The following is a 15083-nucleotide window of genomic DNA, read 5'->3' on the forward strand; positions in this document are numbered from 1 at the left end:
ATCCAGACGGGCTCGAGCACGGGGCTGCGCTGCAGCTTGGCCAGCAGGTCGGTGCCGATGTTGCCTGGGCCTATCAGGGCGCATTTGATTTTTTGGGTGGTCATACAGGAGATTTCTTATGCGGAGAAAGCGATCGAGCAGCCGCCCAGGCCCTCGATCTGCATGGTAAATCGGTCGCCAGCCACGGCGGGCACCAGGGGCGCCAGCGAACCCGACAGGATCAGCTCGCCGGCCTTGAACGGAATGCCAAAAGCGCCCAGCGTGTTGGCCAGCCAGGCCACGGCTTCAGCCGGGTGGCCTTGCACCGCAGCGCCCACACCGCTGCCAGCGGGAGCGCCGTTTTTCCACATCTGCATGGACGCGGCGGCCAGATCGAGCGTGCGCGGGTCGGTGTGCTGCGTGCCGACGACAAACACCCCGCACGAGGCGTTGTCGGCCACGGTGTCCTGGATTTTGATTTTCCAGTCGTCAATGCGCGAATCGACGATCTCGAAGCAGGGCGCGACCCACGCGGTGGCGGCCAGCACGTCGTCCCGCGTGACGCCCGGGCCTTGCAGGTCGGTCTTGAGCATGAAGGCCATCTCGCCCTCGGCGCGCGGCTGGACCAGGCCCGACTGGCTCAGCGATACGGTGGCGCCATCGGCGTACTGCATGGCGTCGGTCAGAAAGCCAAAGTCGGGCTGGAACACGCCCAGCATGTCCTGCACCGGCTTGGAGGTCACGCCGATTTTCTTGCCGATGACGCGCTCGCCCGCCGCCTGGCGGCGCGCCAGAAAGCGCAGCGAGATGCGGTAGGCGTCGTCCACCGTGATGTCGGCGTGGCGGCTGGTCAGGGGCGCCAGCGTGCGGCGTTGGCGCAGGGCGTCAAACAGCGCGTCGCCCAGGGCTTCAATGGTTGCGGCGTCCATTTTTAGCCGTTCTGCAAGAAGTCAATGCAGCTGCGGTTGAACAGCTCGCGGTGCTCCACCTGCACCCAGTGGCCGCAGCGGTTGATCAGCACCATGCGCGCCTGCGGGCAGTGTTCCATCAGCTTCATGGTGCCGCTGGCCGGGTTGAACTGGTCGTTCACGCCCCAGAAGCCAAACACCGGGCAGCGCAGCTCGTGCAGGCGCTCGGTCATGTTGGGCACCTTCAGGATGGAGCGGGCGGCCTGCGTCTGCGTGGCGGCAATCGGCGCGCGCTCGTTGATGATTTCGTCGGTCAGCAGCGAGGGGTCGAACAGCTGCATGGTCATCACGGCGCGCATGGCCTCGGCGCCGGTCTTGCCCGATTGGTAGATGCTGAACATGTTGGCAATGCCGGGCATGGCCAGGTAGGTGTCCAGGTCTTCCACGCCACCGGGCGCCATCAGGATCAGGCGCGCCACGTCCTCGGGGTAGGCCAGTGCGTAGCCCAGCGCCACCGCACCGCCCAGCGAGTTGCCCAGCAGCGTGACGCGTTGAAGGCCCAGGCCGTCCACCAGCCCCTTGATGCCAGCGATGAACAGGTCCAGGTCGTACTGCGGCAGGTCGGGCTTGCTGGAGAGGCCGTAGCCCAGCAAATCGGGCACCAGGGTGCGGTAGCCCGCCTCGGCAAACACGGGGTAGTTGCCCTTGAAGTTGCTGTAGCCACTGGCGCCGCCGCCCGCGCCGTGCAGGAAGATGACGGCTTCGCCTTCGCCCTGGTCGTGGTAGTGCACGCGCTGGGGCAGGCCGGCGACCTCGCCAATGTCGAGGTAGTGGCCTTCGGGGATGGAGGGGGTTGTCTGCATGGGGTGTGGGTCAAGCAAAAAGAAAAGAGAAAAAAGGGGGGGCTTTGCGGCGGGTGCGGGCGCACAGGCGCTGCCGCCCGCTCAGGCCGCTGGCTGCGCTGGTGCTGTGGCCTGCCACAGCTTGGGCAGGCCGGGGTCGGTGGCCAAAATGGCCTGCTTGAGCAGGTTGCGCAGCGCAGCCGATTCCATCTCGCCCATGCGGTCTACCAGATCGGCCTCGACCGATTTGGCCGCCGCCAGCACATGCAGGATGGCGTCCGAGCCGGTCGGGCTCAGGCGCAGGCCACCCGCCTCCTGCACCAGCAGGCCGCGCTGTACCAGCGACTGCAGCGCGCCCGTGCCCAGGTCCACGCCGGTGTAGGCAATGTGGGCGGCGATCTCGGGCACTTGCAGCGGCTGGCACACGCTCAGCAGCGAGAGCACGAAAAAGTCGGTGTCCGACAGCTGGCGCTGCTGCAGCGTGCCCCGGATGCCATGTAAAAACTGAAAATGCGCGCGCCCGAACAGGTAGCCCAGCAGGTTCTCGGAATACACCGCACCCTCCAGCTGCGCCTGCGGCTCGGTCGAGACGGGCGCCGCCTTGCGCGAGGCCAGCGCATAGCCGCCGGTCACGTACAGCAGCGGGGGCAGGGCGCTGCTGTCGTACTGCACCACCTCGCCGACAAAAATGGTGTGGTCGCCGCCCTCGTACTTGAACGCGCTCTTGCACTGAAAGCGCGCGCTGCAGCCGGTGAGCAGGGGCGCGCCGCTGGGTTGCATGTCCAGCGCCAGGCCGTTGAATTTGTCCTCGCCCGCGCGGGCAAAGCGGTTGGACAGCGCCTCTTGCTCGTTCGACAGGATGTGTACGTTCCAGTGCGTGCTGTCGCTGAAGGCAGGCAGGCTGCGCGCGTTGTTGGCCAGGCTCCACAGCACCATCGGCGGCTCCAGCGACACCGAGTTGAAGCTGTTGGCCGTGATGCCGATGGGCGTGCCATCGGCCGCTGTGGTGGTCACGATGGTCACGCCCGTGGCAAACATGCCCAGTGCGCGGCGAAATTCCTTGGGGTCGAAGGGCGGGGCAAGTGCATTCATACAAGTCTCCTGAGTCCTGGAGCCCAAGCTTGCCGGGCGCTGCCTTGCATCGAATCCTTCACATGGACTAGGGCGTTCTTTGCTGCACATCAGGTGATGCGCTGGCGGGCGGCGTTTTAGTCTGATTGGACGATGAGCCCTGCCGATGCGGGTGGGAATATCTGCCCATCGCAAGGGATTTTCCTTGTGCGTTCACCCCCTCTGCCGCGTAGAGCAAAGCCTTTCGGAGACAAGCACCATGATGACAGTAAGAGACGATTATTTGACGCCCGAAGCCATTGAGTTGATCGAACGCGCCCGCGCCATGGCGCCGCGTTTGGCCGAGCGCGCCCGTGCAGCGGAAGACGCTTTGATGGTGCCGCGCGAGACTGTCGCGGAGATGCAGGAGGCGGGCTTTTTCAAGGTGCTGCAGCCCAAGCGCTGGGGCGGCTACGAAATGGATCCGCGTGTTTTCTACACCGTGCAAATGGCGCTGGCCGAAGGCTGCATGGCCACCGCCTGGATTTATGGCGTGATTGGTGTCCACAACTGGCAAATTCCGCTGTTCCCGGAGCAGGCGCAAATCGACGTCTGGGGCCAAGACCCCACCACGCTGACCGCTTCGACTTACATGCCCACCGGCAAGGCCGAGCCGGTGGAAGGCGGCTACCGCTTCAGCGGCCGCTGGAGCTGGAGCAGTGGCTCGCAGCACTGCGAGTGGATTTTGCTGGGCGGCCTGCTGCCCAAGAAAGACGGCTCGGGCGTGTTGGAGCACTGCACCTTCTTGCTGCCCAAGAAAGACTTCAAGATCATCGAAAACTTTGACGTGCTGGGCCTGCGCGCCACCGGCAGCCACGACATCGAAGTGACCGACGCCTTTGTGCCCGCGCACCGCACCCACCGTACCAACGACCACAGCGACGCTGGCTGCCCTGGCCGTGCCGTCAACCCCGGTTGGCTCTACCGCATTCCGTTCACGCAGGTGTTCCAGCGCGCGGTGTCGTCGGCCTGCTTGGGCGCGACCGATGCCGCCATCAACAGCTTTCGCCAACGCTGCGCCAGCTTTGTTGGCAAGCACGGTGCCAAGACGGCAGAAGACGTCAACTCCCAGCTGGCCGTGAGCGAGGCCATGATGATGACCGACCAAGCCAAGCTGGTGCTGTATCGCAACTTCCAGCGCATCGTCGATTGCGCCAAGAACGGCACGGTGATGGACGTGGAAGAGCGCCTGATGCAACGTGCCCAGGCATCGCAGGTGCCCAAGCGCTGCGCCGAGGTGGTCAACGAGATCATGCGCGCCTGCGCAGCCGGTGGCGTGTTCAAGACCAACCCCATCGAGCGCACTTTCCGCGACCTGCACGTGGCGCGCGGCCACATTGCCAACAACAGCGATACCTATGCACGCAGCCATGGCGCCGTGATGCTGGGCCTGCCCAACGCCGACGCTTTCGTTTGAGCGGTAACCACCCATGACCACAGGAGGCGGCGTGCAGCACCCACCCTTGAAAGACGAACAGCAGTTTGACGTGATCGTCGTCGGCTCGGGCGCTGGTGCGCTGCTGGCCGCCATCCGAGCCAGCGATGAGGGGCTCAAAACCCTCGTGGTGGAAAAAACCGCGCTGGTTGGTGGTACCTCGGCCCTGTCGGGCGGCGGTATCTGGATTCCTGACAACCACGACATGCCCAAGGCCGGGCTGCGCGACAGCATCGAGGTGGCCTTTGGCTACGTCAAAGCCTGTGCCCAGGGACTGGCCAGCGACGACCGCGTGCTGGCCTACGTCGAGACGGCGCGCCACATGGCGCGCTATCTGGCGCAGATCGGCGTGCCCTACCGCTGCATGCCGCATTACTCGGATTACTACCCCAACGTTCAGGGTGCGTTACCTGGTGGGCGCACTATGGACCCGTTGGACTTCAACGCGGCCCGGCTAGGTCTGGAGGGCTTGGCGCTGCTGCGCCCGACCAACCCGGGCCAGTTGATTTTTGGCCGGATGCACATCAACGCCTTCCAGGCACGCTCCATGCTGGCGCGCGAGCGCAAAGCCAAGTGGATGCTGATGGGCATCATGGCCCGCTATTTTCTCGATTACCCCTGGCGCAGCAAAACCCGCCGCGACCGCCGCCTGACCGGCGGCCAGGCGCTGGTGGGTGGCCTGCTGGCGGCGCTGCGCCAGCGCAAGATTGCCCTGTGGCTGGACACGCCCATGGAGTCGTTGACCACCGACGCGGGCCGCGTCACTGGCGTGGTCGTGCGCAAAGATGGCCAGGCGCTGCGCCTGCAAGCGCGCAAGGCGGTGATCCTGGGCGCGGGCGGTTTTGAGCGCAACCAGGCCATGCGTGAGCAATACCTGCCCCAGCCCACCAACCAGGCCTGGACGAGCACGCCGCCCGATGCCAACACCGGCGACACCATCCGTGCGGGCGCCGCCGTGGGCGGCAAGCTGCACCTGATGGCGCACACCTGGGGCGTGCCCACGCTGGACGTGCCCAAGGAAGAGAAATTCCGCCCGCTGTTTGTCGAGCGCTCCCTGCCCGGCTGCATGGTGGTCAACGCCCGGGGCGAGCGCTTTTTGAACGAATCGGGGCCGTACCCCGAGTTCCAGCAGGCCATGTACGCCAACCACGCAAAAACGGGCGGCGCCATTCCGGCATGGATTGTTTTTGATGCCACTTTCCGCGCCAACTACCCCATGGGCCCGCTCATGCCTGCGACGGCGGTGCCCGACAGCCGGTTGCGCAAGAGCTGGCTGGGCAAGGTGTACTGGAAGGGCGAAACCCTGCCCGAGCTGGCCGCTGAAATCGGCGTCGATGCCGCTGGCCTGGTGGCCAGTGCCGCCCGCATGACCGAATTTGCCCGCACCGGCAAAGACCTGGAGTTCGACCGGGGCGGCAATGTGTTTGACCGCTACTACGGCGATGTCAACGTCAAGCCCAATCCCAACTTGGCGCCTATCCAGAAAGGGCCGTTCTATGCCATCCGGCTGTTTCCTGGCGACATCGGCACCAAGGGCGGTCTGCTGACCGACCGCGACGCCCGGGTGCTGGATGAGGCAGGCAAGGTCATTGAGGGCCTGTACTGCGTAGGCAACAACTCGGCCTCGGTGATGGGGCCTGCCTACCCCGGTGCGGGCTCGACGCTGGGCCCGGCCATGACCTTTGCCTACCGCGCCATTGCCGCCATCCAGGGCAAGCCGCTGGCGCTGGAGCGCACCGAGTTGCTCCAGGGCGCGCCCCGCGTGGGGCAGGCGGCATGACGGGCCGCGCCAAGCCATCCACCGTCACCCCGATCGCCCCGGCGCTGGAGGTGGACAACGCCAGCGCCATCGACTGGAGCGACAGCGCCGACGTGGTGGTGGTGGGCTGGGGTGCCGCAGGTGCCTGCGCCGCACTGGAAGCGCGCGCCACAGGCGCCTCGGTGATCGTCATTGACCGCTTTGACGGCGGCGGTGCCAGTGCGCTGTCGGGTGGCGTGGTGTATGCCGGTGGCGGCACGCCCTACCAGCAGCAGGCTGGTTTTACCGATACCCCCGAGGCCATGGCCGAGTACCTGCGCCACGAGGTCAACGGTGTGGTCAGCGATGCCACGCTGCACAAGTTTTGTGCCGACAGCGTGGCCAACCTGGCCTGGCTGGAGGCCCACGGCGTGCGCTTTGGCGCCACCATGCCCGACCACAAAACTTCGTACCCGCCCGAGGGCAAGTTTCTCTACTACTCCGGCAACGAAGTGGTGCCCGCCTGCCGGGGCACGCTGGGCGCACCCGCGCCGCGCGGCCACCGGGCCGTGGCCAAGGGCCAGTCGGGCAAGGCGCTGTATGCGGCGCTGAAAGAGGCCACGCTGAAGGCGGGCGCGCAGCCCGTCACGCAGGCAGCGGTGCGCCGACTGGTGCGCCAGCGTGGCCCCGATGGGCAGCCCGGCGCCGTGCTGGGCGTGGAAGTCTGGCAACTGCCGCCGGGCGCCCCAGGTACCTTGCGCCATGCCGAGCTGCACCGCCAGGTGGCGCGCTGGCGCACGTTTCGCCCCGGCAAGGCGGCGGCCTGTCGGCGCGAGGCGGCGCTGATCGAGCAGGCCACGGCGCAGCCGCGCTTCATCCGCGCGCGCCACGGCGTGGTCTTGGCCACGGGCGGCTTTATTTACCACCCTGAATTGATGGCCACGCACGCGCCGCACGCCAAGCGTGGCTGGCCGGTGGGCGCCGCCGGCTGCGACGGCAGCGGCCTGCGCCTGGGCCAGAGCGTGGGTGCGGCGGCCCAGGCGCTGGAGAACATTTCGGCCTGGCGCTTCATCACGCCGCCAGCGGTGTGGCCCAAGGGCATCGTCGTCAACACCCAGGGCGAGCGCTTTTGCAACGAGCAGGTCTATGGCGCCACGCTGGGCCATGCGCTGGTCGATCACCAGGGCGGGCGCGGCTGGTTGGTGATCGATGCCAAGCTGCGCGCGCAGGCCATTCGCCAGTGCCTGTTTGGCGGTTTGTGGGCGTTTCAGTCGCTGCCCGCGCTGGCCATGATGCTGCTGGGCGCCAAAAAAGCGGCCACGCCCGAGGCCCTGGCGATGCGCCTGAAGGCCAACCCGGCCAAGCTGCGCGCCAGCCTGGAGGCCGCCAGCGCTGCCGCACGCGGTGAGCGCGAAGACGCCTTTGGCAAATCGCCCGACATGCGCCAGGACATGGCGCGCGGGCCGTACTACGCCATCGACATTTCCATCGGCTCGCCCACCTTTCCGCTGGCCACGCTGACGCTGGGCGGGCTGGTGCTGGACGAGGCCAACGGCCAGGTGCTCGATGCCGCAGGCCAGCGCATTGGCGGCCTGTTTGCCGCCGGGCGCACGGCCATGGGCTTGCCCTCGTCGCGCTACGTCAGCGGCCTGTCGCTGGCCGACTGTGTTTTTTCCGGGCGGCGCGCAGGCCATGCCGCAGCCCACTTCTCTGACTAAGGATGGATATGGCAGGACGTGTACAAAACAAGGTGGCGCTGGTCACCGGCGGGGCCAGCGGTGTGGGCCGGGCCACGGTGCAATTGCTGCTGGAGGAGGGCGCCTTCGTCGGCATCAGCGACATCAATGCCGAGGCGGGTCAGGCCCTGGCCCAGGAGTGCGGCGAGCGCGCGGTGTTTGTGCGCCACGACGTGACCAGCGAGGCCGACTGGAGCGCTGCCATCGCCGCCGTGCAGCAGCGCTTTGGGCCGCTGGACATTCTCATCAACAACGCTGGCATCCTGATTCCGGGCAGCATCGAAACCGCCACGCTGGCGCAGTTTCGCCAGCTCATGCAGGTCAACACCGACTCGTGCTTCATCGGCTGCCAGCAGGGTGTAGAGGCGATGAAAGAGCGCGGCGGCAGCATCGTCAACATGGCTTCGGTGTCGTCGTGGCTGCCGGTAGAAAACTACGCGGGCTACAGCGCCAGCAAGGCCGCTGTGGGCGCGCTGACCCGCGCTGCCGCACTGTTTTGCCGCAAAAACGGCCACCGCGTGCGCGTCAATTCGCTGCACCCCGATGGCATCTACACGCCCATGATGCAGGCGTCGGCGCCGGGCGTACCGCCCCAGTTTTTGCTGTTCGATGCCAAGAACAACCCCAAGGGCCGCGCCTGCATGCCCGAGCACATTGCCAAGGTGCTGCTGTTTCTGGCGTCGGACGACTCGCAGGCCATCAATGGCGCCGAAATCCGCGCCGACAGCGCCATCCTGGGCATGGGGCTGTGAGTGGCCGGGCGCTGCGCTGCCGCTGTGCCCATCACATTCTCCATATTTTTATGTCAAAACGGCCTCCAGCGCTTGCTGGATAAGCGCTAGCAGCTACCGTTTTGATAGTGTTTGACGCTGCCCTACCAAGGAGTTGACCATGAGCCGATACCATGCGCTGCGCGTGCGCGCGGTGGTGGACGAAACCCACGACACCAAATCGCTGGTGTTCGAGGTGCCGCCCGCACTGGCCAGCGCCTTTGCCTACCAGCCGGGCCAGTTTTTGACGCTGCGCCTGCCCATCGATGGGCGCCATGTGCCGCGCTGCTACTCCATGTCCAGCGCGCCGGGCGTGGACGATGCGCTGCGCGTCACCGTCAAGCGCGTGAAAGACGGGCGCGGTTCCAACTGGGTGTGCGACCGCATCCGCACGGGCGACACCGTGGAAGTGCTGGCGCCCTCGGGCGTGTTTTATCCGCGCTCGTTGGACGGCGACTTTTTGCTGCTGGCCGGTGGCAGCGGCATCACGCCGGTGTTCTCCATCCTGCGCACGGTGCTGGCCAAGGCCCAGGGCCGCGCCACGCTGCTCTACGCCAACCGCGACGAAAAATCCGTCATCTTCCAAAGCGAACTCAAGGCGCTGGCCGAGGCCCACCCGGCCCGGCTGACGGTGATCCACTGGCTCGATTCGGTGCAGGGCGTGCCCTCGGTGGCGCAGCTGGCCGAACTGGCGCGCCACCACCGCAGCGCGCAGGCTTTCATCTGCGGCCCCGGGCCGTACATGGACGCTGCCGTGGCGGCCTTGCAGGCCATCGAGATGCCGTCCGAGCGCATCCACGTCGAGCGCTTTGCCTCGCTGCCCGACGAAGAAACCCAGGCCGCCACCCAGGCCGCCGCGCAGGCCGCGCCGCCGCTGCCCGACGCCGTGGACGAAGCCGTGGTCGAGGTGCTGTTGGGCGGCGAAACCCATACCCTGCACTGCGGTGGCACGGAGACGCTGCTCGACGCCGCGCTCAAGGCCGGCCTGAACGCGCCGTACTCGTGCCAGGCGGGCATGTGCGCCTCGTGCATGTGCCAGGTGGTCGAGGGCAGCGTGCACCTGCGCCACAACGACGTGCTGGACAAAAAAGACCTGGCCAAAGCCTGGACGCTGGCCTGCCAGGCCGTGCCCACCAGCGCGCGGCTGCGCATCCAATTTCCGGAGTGAACCTTATGAGCCTGATTTCCGACGCGCCCACCAGCGCCGTGCCCCCGTCTTCTGCCTGGTCGCTGGCGTCCGACTTGCCCGAGACGCTGCCCGCCCTGCTGCGCCAGGCGGCCGCCCGTTACCCGGAGCGCGCTGCCATCGTCGATGGCGCGGTGGCGATCAGCTACGCCGACCTGCTGGCGCGCAGCCAGGCCGTGGCGCGCGCGCTGATGGCGCTGAACGTGCAGGCGGGCGACCGCGTGGCCATCTGGGCGCCCAACCTGCACGAGTGGATTCTGGCGGCCTGCGGCAGCCACGCCGCCGGTGCCGTGGTGGTGCCGCTGAACACCCGCATGAAGGGCGCCGAAGCCGCCGACATCCTGGAGCGCAGCGGCGCCAAGGTGCTGTTTTGCATTGGCGACTTTCTGGGCCAGTACTACCCGGCCATGCTCAGCGGCCAGCGCCCGGCCACGCTGGAGCACATTGTGGTGCTGCGCGGCGGTTTCCAGCCTGGGGCGGGCGCACCGGGCGACATGGACTGGAACCAGTTCCTGGAGGCTGGCGCTGGCGTGCCCGCAGCGCAGGTGGCCGCGCGCGAGCAGGCGCTGACGGCCAACAGCACCGCCGATCTGATGTTCACCTCGGGCACCACCGGGCGGCCCAAGGGCGTGATGTCGGCGCACGGGCCCACCATCCGCGCCTTCAGCACCTGGGGCCGCGTGGTCGGGCTGCAGCCGGGCGACCGCTACCTCATCGTCAACCCGTTTTTCCATTCCTTTGGCTACAAGGCGGGCTGGGTGGCGGCGTTCATCCAGGGCGCCACGGTGTACCCCGAGCAGGTGTTCGACGCCGACAAGGTGCTGGCCCGCATCGCGCACGACCGCATCAGCTTCATGCCGGGCCCGCCGACGCTGTTTTTGACCATGCTGGCGCACCCGGGCCTGCACGATTTCGATATTTCTTCGCTGCGCGTGGCCGTCACCGGCGCGGCGACGGTGCCGCCGGTGCTCATTACGCGAATGCGCGAGGAGCTGGGCATTGCCAACGTCACCACCGCCTATGGTCTGACCGAATGCGGCGGCTGCGCCACCGTGTGCGACCCCGGCGACAGCGCCGAAACCGTGGCCGGCACCTGTGGCCGCGCACTGCCCGGCACCGAAGTGCGCTGCGTGGACGACCAGGGCCGCCCCGTGCCTGCGGGCCAAGCGGGCGAGGTGCTGCTGCGCGGCTACCACGTCATGCAGGGCTACTTCGATGACGAAGCGGCCACCCGCGAAGCCATCGACGCCGACGGCTGGCTGCACACCGGCGACGTGGGCGTGCTGGACGAGCGCGGCTACCTGCGCATCACCGACCGCCTCAAGGACATGTTCATCGTCGGCGGCTTTAACTGCTACCCGGCGGAAATCGAGCGCCTGCTGGCTGCACACCCCGCCATTGCCCAGGTGGCCGTGGTGGGGGTGCCCAACGAGCGCATGGGCGAAGTGGGCTGCGCCTGCGTGGTGCTGCGCGCGGGCGTTGAAATCAGCAGCCAGGAATTGCTGGCCTGGGCGCGCGCCAACATGGCGAACTACAAAGTGCCGCGCCATGTGCTGTGGTGCGAGGATTTTCCGCTCAACGCCTCGAACAAGGTGCTCAAGCGCGAACTGGCGCAGATGGCCGTGGCCCGGCTGCAGCTGGGCTGAACCGGGCCGCCACCGGCGCCACAGGCTTTTTCCACGCGGCACAAAGGAATTCACATGACGGCCTCCACTTCCTCCAGGGCGCTTACCCCTGTGGCCTTGAAAGCAACGCGCTGGCGGCCTTCCTGGCGCTTGTCCACGCGCCTGTCGGTGGCGTTTGGCCTGGTGCTGGGGCTGCTGCTGGTGATCACGGCGGTGGCCTTGCACCGCATGCAGCGCATCGACGCCCACACCACGCGCATGCAAGAGGTCAACCACAGCCGCATCGCCGTGATACAGACCATGATGAATGCGGTCAACGAGGTGACGGTGGCGATGTTGGGCGTGACGCTGGTGGTGGACGAGGTGGACGCCAAAGAGCAGGCCGACCTGCTCGCCAAGGGGCTGGAGCGCTACCGCAACGCCCGCGCCCAGTTCAAAACCTTGTCCGAGGCCGCGCCCGATCCGGAACAAGACGCCATGCTGGCTGCGCTGGAGAAAGTGGCCACACGCGGGCTCGACAGCGCCGATTACGTGCGCGATGCCCTGCGCTCGGGCAACAGCAACCTGGGCAATATTTTTCGCCAGCGCAACCCCACCCCCTTGCAACACGAGTGGCTGGACCAACTGAGGGCGCAGGCCCAGCATGAAGCGCAGGGCGCCGCAGCGCAGGGCCAGGCCATCCAGGCCGAGTTTGCGCTGGCACGCCAGTGGCTGCTGGGCGCGGCGGGCGCAGCCATTGCCATCAGCGTGGTCGCTGGCATCCTGATTTTGCGCAGCGTGACGCGGCCCCTGGCGCAGGCCATCGACCACGCCCAGCGCATTGCCCAGGGCGACCTGACTGGCGACATCGTGGCCACGGGCACCGATGAAACCAGCGATTTGCTGACCGCACTGGGGCGCATGCAGCAGCAGTTGCGCACCTTGGTGGCCAGCATCCACGACTCTGCCGGGGGCATCACGCTGGCCAGCCGGGAAATCGCCCAGGGCAACCAGGATTTGTCGACCCGCACCGAACAGGCCGCCAGCGATTTGCAGTCCACCGCCATCTCGGTGGGCGAGCTGGCGGGCGTGGTGCGCGCCTCGGCGGCGTCGGCCGCCCAGGCCGATGCCCTGGCGCGGCAGGCTGCCAGCACCGCCAGCCAGGGCGGCGAAGTGGTCGCCAGCGTCGAGACGGTGATGGACGAAATCCTCTCGGGCGCGCGCCGCATTGCCGACATCGTCGGGGTGATCGACTCCATTGCCTTCCAGACCAACATCCTGGCGCTCAATGCGGCGGTGGAGGCGGCGCACGCCGGTTCGCAGGGCCGGGGCTTTGCCGTGGTGGCGACCGAAGTGCGCAGCCTGGCGCAGCGCGTGGTGGCCGCCGCGCACGACATCAAGCAGCTCATCGAGCTGTCGTTGGCCAGCGCCAACCACGGCTCGCAGCTGGCGCGCAACGCGGGTGAAACCATGCAGCACATCGTCACCAGCGTGCAGCGCGTGGCCGCCACCATCGGCGAGGTGGCCACCGCCGCAGGCACGCAGTCGTCGGGCATTGAGGATGTGAGCGCCGCCGTGGGCCGCCTGGACGACATGACGCAGCGCAACGCCGCGCTGGTCGAGCAGTCGGCCGCCGCCGCGCAGGCGCTGGAGCACCAGGCGGTGCAGCTGGAAGAGCTGGTGGGTGTGTTCCACGGTGCGCCGTCCCAGGGGCGCCATTCGGGCGCACCCGGTGCAGCACTGAAATATGAATCAAAACAGGCTGTAGCCCTTGCAGGTCATGCGCCAGCAGCTATGGTTATCGGAGCAATCTGAGCGACGAGCGGGATGCCTGCCTGGCGTGGGCGCCGGGCAGCGCGGCCCCGGTGCCCTGGCCCGCGCAGGCCGGGGGATACGTTCAGCGGCCCTCGAACGTGGGCTTGCGCTTTTCAATGAAGGCTTGCATGCCTTCTTTCTGGTCGCGCGTGGCAAACAGCAGCTGGTTGGCTTTGCGCTCCAGCATCAGCGCCGTCTCCAGCGAGGCATCGACGCCCGCCAGCACCACTTCCTTGATCTGCATGGCGGCCAGCGGCGGCATGGTGGCAATCAGCGTGGCCATTTTCAAAGCCTCGGGCAGCACCTGGTCGTCGGGCAGCACCTGGCTGACCAGGCCCATGGCGCGTGCTTCTTCGGCGCCCACGGGCTTGCCCGTGAGCAACATGCGCATGGCGTTGAACTTGCCCACGGCGCGCACCAGGCGCTGCGTGCCGCCGATGCCCGGCATGATGCCGATGCGGATTTCGGGCTGCGAGAAGCTGGCGCCTTCGCCCGCCAGGATGATGTCGCAGTGCATGGCCAGCTCGGCGCCGCCGCCAAAAGCGTAGCCGCACACCGCCGCAATGATGGGTTTGGGGCAGCGCTCGATGGGCGCCCAGACGCGCTCGGTGTGGCGCTGCATGATTTCAATCGGCCCGGCGCCCTCCATGCTTTTGATGTCGCCCCCGGCGGCAAACACCTTCTCGCCCCCGGTCAGCACGATCACGCGCACGGCGGGGTCGGCGGCCAGTTGCGTGAACGCCTGCGAGAGCAGCGCTTGCAGGTGCAGGCTCAGTGCGTTGGTGGCCTGCGGGCGGTTCAGGCGCACCACGGCCACGCCTTCGTGGGGGTAGTCCACCAGCAATTCGCGGCTGTCGGCCGGGCTGGCCGGGGCGGCGCTGGCAGAAGAAGAGGGGGCAGAGGCGGGGGGGGGCGTGTCGGGGCGCATACGCAAAAGTCCTGCAAGGGTGGAAGTGGGTGCCGCGTCAACGCTCCAGGATCGCAACGCCGCGATGCGTGGCGCGGACGGCTGCAAACCGGCATGGGGGCTGTTGACGCGACCCCAGCATGTTCTGGTCAGGGGGGTGCTGTCACATCGTCCTTTTGGACGTATCTGCGCAGGGGTGCAATCCGTAAATTTACGGTCATGACACAGACCAGCAACAGCGATTTTGACCAGCGTGTGGTGCTCATCACCGGGGGCACCAAGGGCATAGGCCGCGGCATTGCCGAGGGCTTTTTGGCCGCAGGCGCCACCGTGGTGGTGTGCGCCCGCAGCGCCCCCGAAGCACTGCCCACGGCGGGCGCGCGCAGCGCCGAATTTTTGCCCTGCGATGTGCGCGACGCCGATGCCGTGCAGGCGCTGGTGGCGGCCATCGTGCAGCGCCACGGGCGCCTGGATGTGCTGGTACACAACGCGGGCGGCAGTCCTCCGGTGGATGCCGCCACGGTATCGCCGCGCTTTCACGAGGGCGTGATCCGCCTGAACCTGACGGCAGCGCTGCACATGGCGCAGGCCGCCAATGCCGCCATGCAAACGCAGGCGGGGGGTGGTGTCATCGTTTTCATTGGCAGCGTTAGCGCGCTGCGGCCCTCGCCCGGCACGGCGGCCTACGGTGCGGCCAAGGCGGCGGTGCTGAGCCTGGCCTCGTCGCTGGCGGTGGAGTGGGCGCCCAAGGTGCGCGTCGTGGCCGTCAGCCCCGGGCTGGTGCGCACCGAGCAATCGCACCTGCATTTTGGCGACGAGGCGGGCATTGCCGCCGTCGGCGCCACGATTCCGGCGGGCCGTATGGCCGAGCCTTCCGACATTGCCCAGGCCTGCCTGTACGTGGCCTCGCCGCGTGCGGCCTACCTGAGCGGCACCAACCTGTTGCTGCACGGCGGCGGCGAAAAGCCCGCCTTCCTGGCCGCAGCGCAAGCACACCTTTCCTGAGAGAGCGCAGCGGCGCTGGCAGGGGACTCTGAACCAAACCAACGAAGG

At 67.5% G+C, this 15083-nt stretch carries 12 protein-coding genes and 1 pseudogene; 8 read left to right on the forward strand and 5 right to left on the reverse strand.

Features of this window, described 5'->3' with window-relative positions; all coding sequences use genetic code 11:
* The 4 genes and pseudogenes from EV674_RS15585 to EV674_RS15600 all read right to left on the reverse strand — a co-directional run.
* Window positions 1–104 (reverse strand): annotated as a pseudogene (locus EV674_RS15585) (acetaldehyde dehydrogenase (acetylating)); the annotation flags it as partial.
* Window positions 105–116: 12 nt separating this feature from the next.
* Complete coding sequence (locus EV674_RS15590) at window positions 117–908, reverse strand: fumarylacetoacetate hydrolase family protein (RefSeq protein ID WP_119014492.1); 792 nt, start codon at window positions 906–908, stop codon at window positions 117–119.
* Window positions 909–910: 2 nt separating this feature from the next.
* Window positions 911–1750, reverse strand: a complete 840-nt coding sequence (locus EV674_RS15595; RefSeq protein ID WP_119014491.1) for an alpha/beta fold hydrolase — start codon at window positions 1748–1750, stop codon at window positions 911–913.
* 81 nt (window positions 1751–1831) lie between these two features.
* Window positions 1832–2821, reverse strand: coding sequence for a flavin reductase (locus EV674_RS15600; protein WP_119014490.1), 990 nt, complete (start codon window positions 2819–2821; stop codon window positions 1832–1834).
* Between the two features lie 238 nt (window positions 2822–3059).
* Between EV674_RS15600 and EV674_RS15605 the strand changes: the two genes are divergently transcribed.
* From EV674_RS15605 to EV674_RS15635, 7 genes are all read left to right on the forward strand, one after another.
* A complete protein-coding gene (locus tag EV674_RS15605; protein ID WP_119014489.1) occupies window positions 3060–4256 on the forward strand; it encodes an acyl-CoA dehydrogenase family protein in 1197 nt (398 codons plus the stop codon).
* A 13-nt stretch (window positions 4257–4269) separates the two neighbouring features.
* Window positions 4270–6054 carry an FAD-binding protein gene (locus tag EV674_RS15610; protein WP_119014488.1) on the forward strand — a complete coding sequence of 595 codons (1785 nt, stop codon included), beginning with the start codon at window positions 4270–4272 and terminating at the stop codon, window positions 6052–6054.
* A complete protein-coding gene (locus EV674_RS15615) occupies window positions 6051–7730 on the forward strand; it encodes an FAD-binding protein (protein ID WP_119014487.1) in 1680 nt (559 codons plus the stop codon). Before EV674_RS15610 ends, EV674_RS15615 begins: the two co-directional genes overlap by 4 nt.
* Window positions 7731–7738: 8 nt before the next feature.
* Window positions 7739–8500, forward strand: a complete 762-nt coding sequence (locus EV674_RS15620; protein WP_119014494.1) for an SDR family oxidoreductase — start codon at window positions 7739–7741, stop codon at window positions 8498–8500.
* Window positions 8501–8639: 139 nt separating this feature from the next.
* Complete coding sequence (locus EV674_RS15625) at window positions 8640–9686, forward strand: ferredoxin--NADP reductase (protein WP_193552716.1); 1047 nt, start codon at window positions 8640–8642, stop codon at window positions 9684–9686.
* Window positions 9687–9700: 14 nt separating this feature from the next.
* The gene (locus EV674_RS15630) at window positions 9701–11350 is read left to right on the forward strand and encodes a FadD3 family acyl-CoA ligase (RefSeq protein ID WP_374761699.1); all 1650 of its coding nucleotides are present in this window, start codon (window positions 9701–9703) and stop codon (window positions 11348–11350) included.
* 54 nt (window positions 11351–11404) lie between these two features.
* Window positions 11405–13123, forward strand: a complete 1719-nt coding sequence (locus tag EV674_RS15635) for a methyl-accepting chemotaxis protein (RefSeq protein ID WP_119014484.1) — start codon at window positions 11405–11407, stop codon at window positions 13121–13123.
* A gap of 82 nt (window positions 13124–13205) precedes the next feature.
* Here EV674_RS15635 and EV674_RS15640 read toward each other — a convergent pair whose 3' ends face one another.
* Window positions 13206–14051, reverse strand: a complete 846-nt coding sequence (locus EV674_RS15640) for an enoyl-CoA hydratase (protein ID WP_119014483.1) — start codon at window positions 14049–14051, stop codon at window positions 13206–13208.
* 198 nt (window positions 14052–14249) lie between these two features.
* Here EV674_RS15640 and EV674_RS15645 point away from each other — a divergent pair, with 198 nt between their 5' ends.
* Window positions 14250–15035: an SDR family oxidoreductase gene (locus EV674_RS15645; RefSeq protein ID WP_119014482.1), complete on the forward strand. Its 786-nt coding sequence runs from the start codon at window positions 14250–14252 to the stop codon at window positions 15033–15035.
* Window positions 15036–15083: the final 48 nt, after the last annotated feature.

Source organism: Simplicispira metamorpha (assembly GCF_004341365.1).
Classification (GTDB): Bacteria; Pseudomonadota; Gammaproteobacteria; order Burkholderiales; family Burkholderiaceae_C; genus Simplicispira; species Simplicispira metamorpha.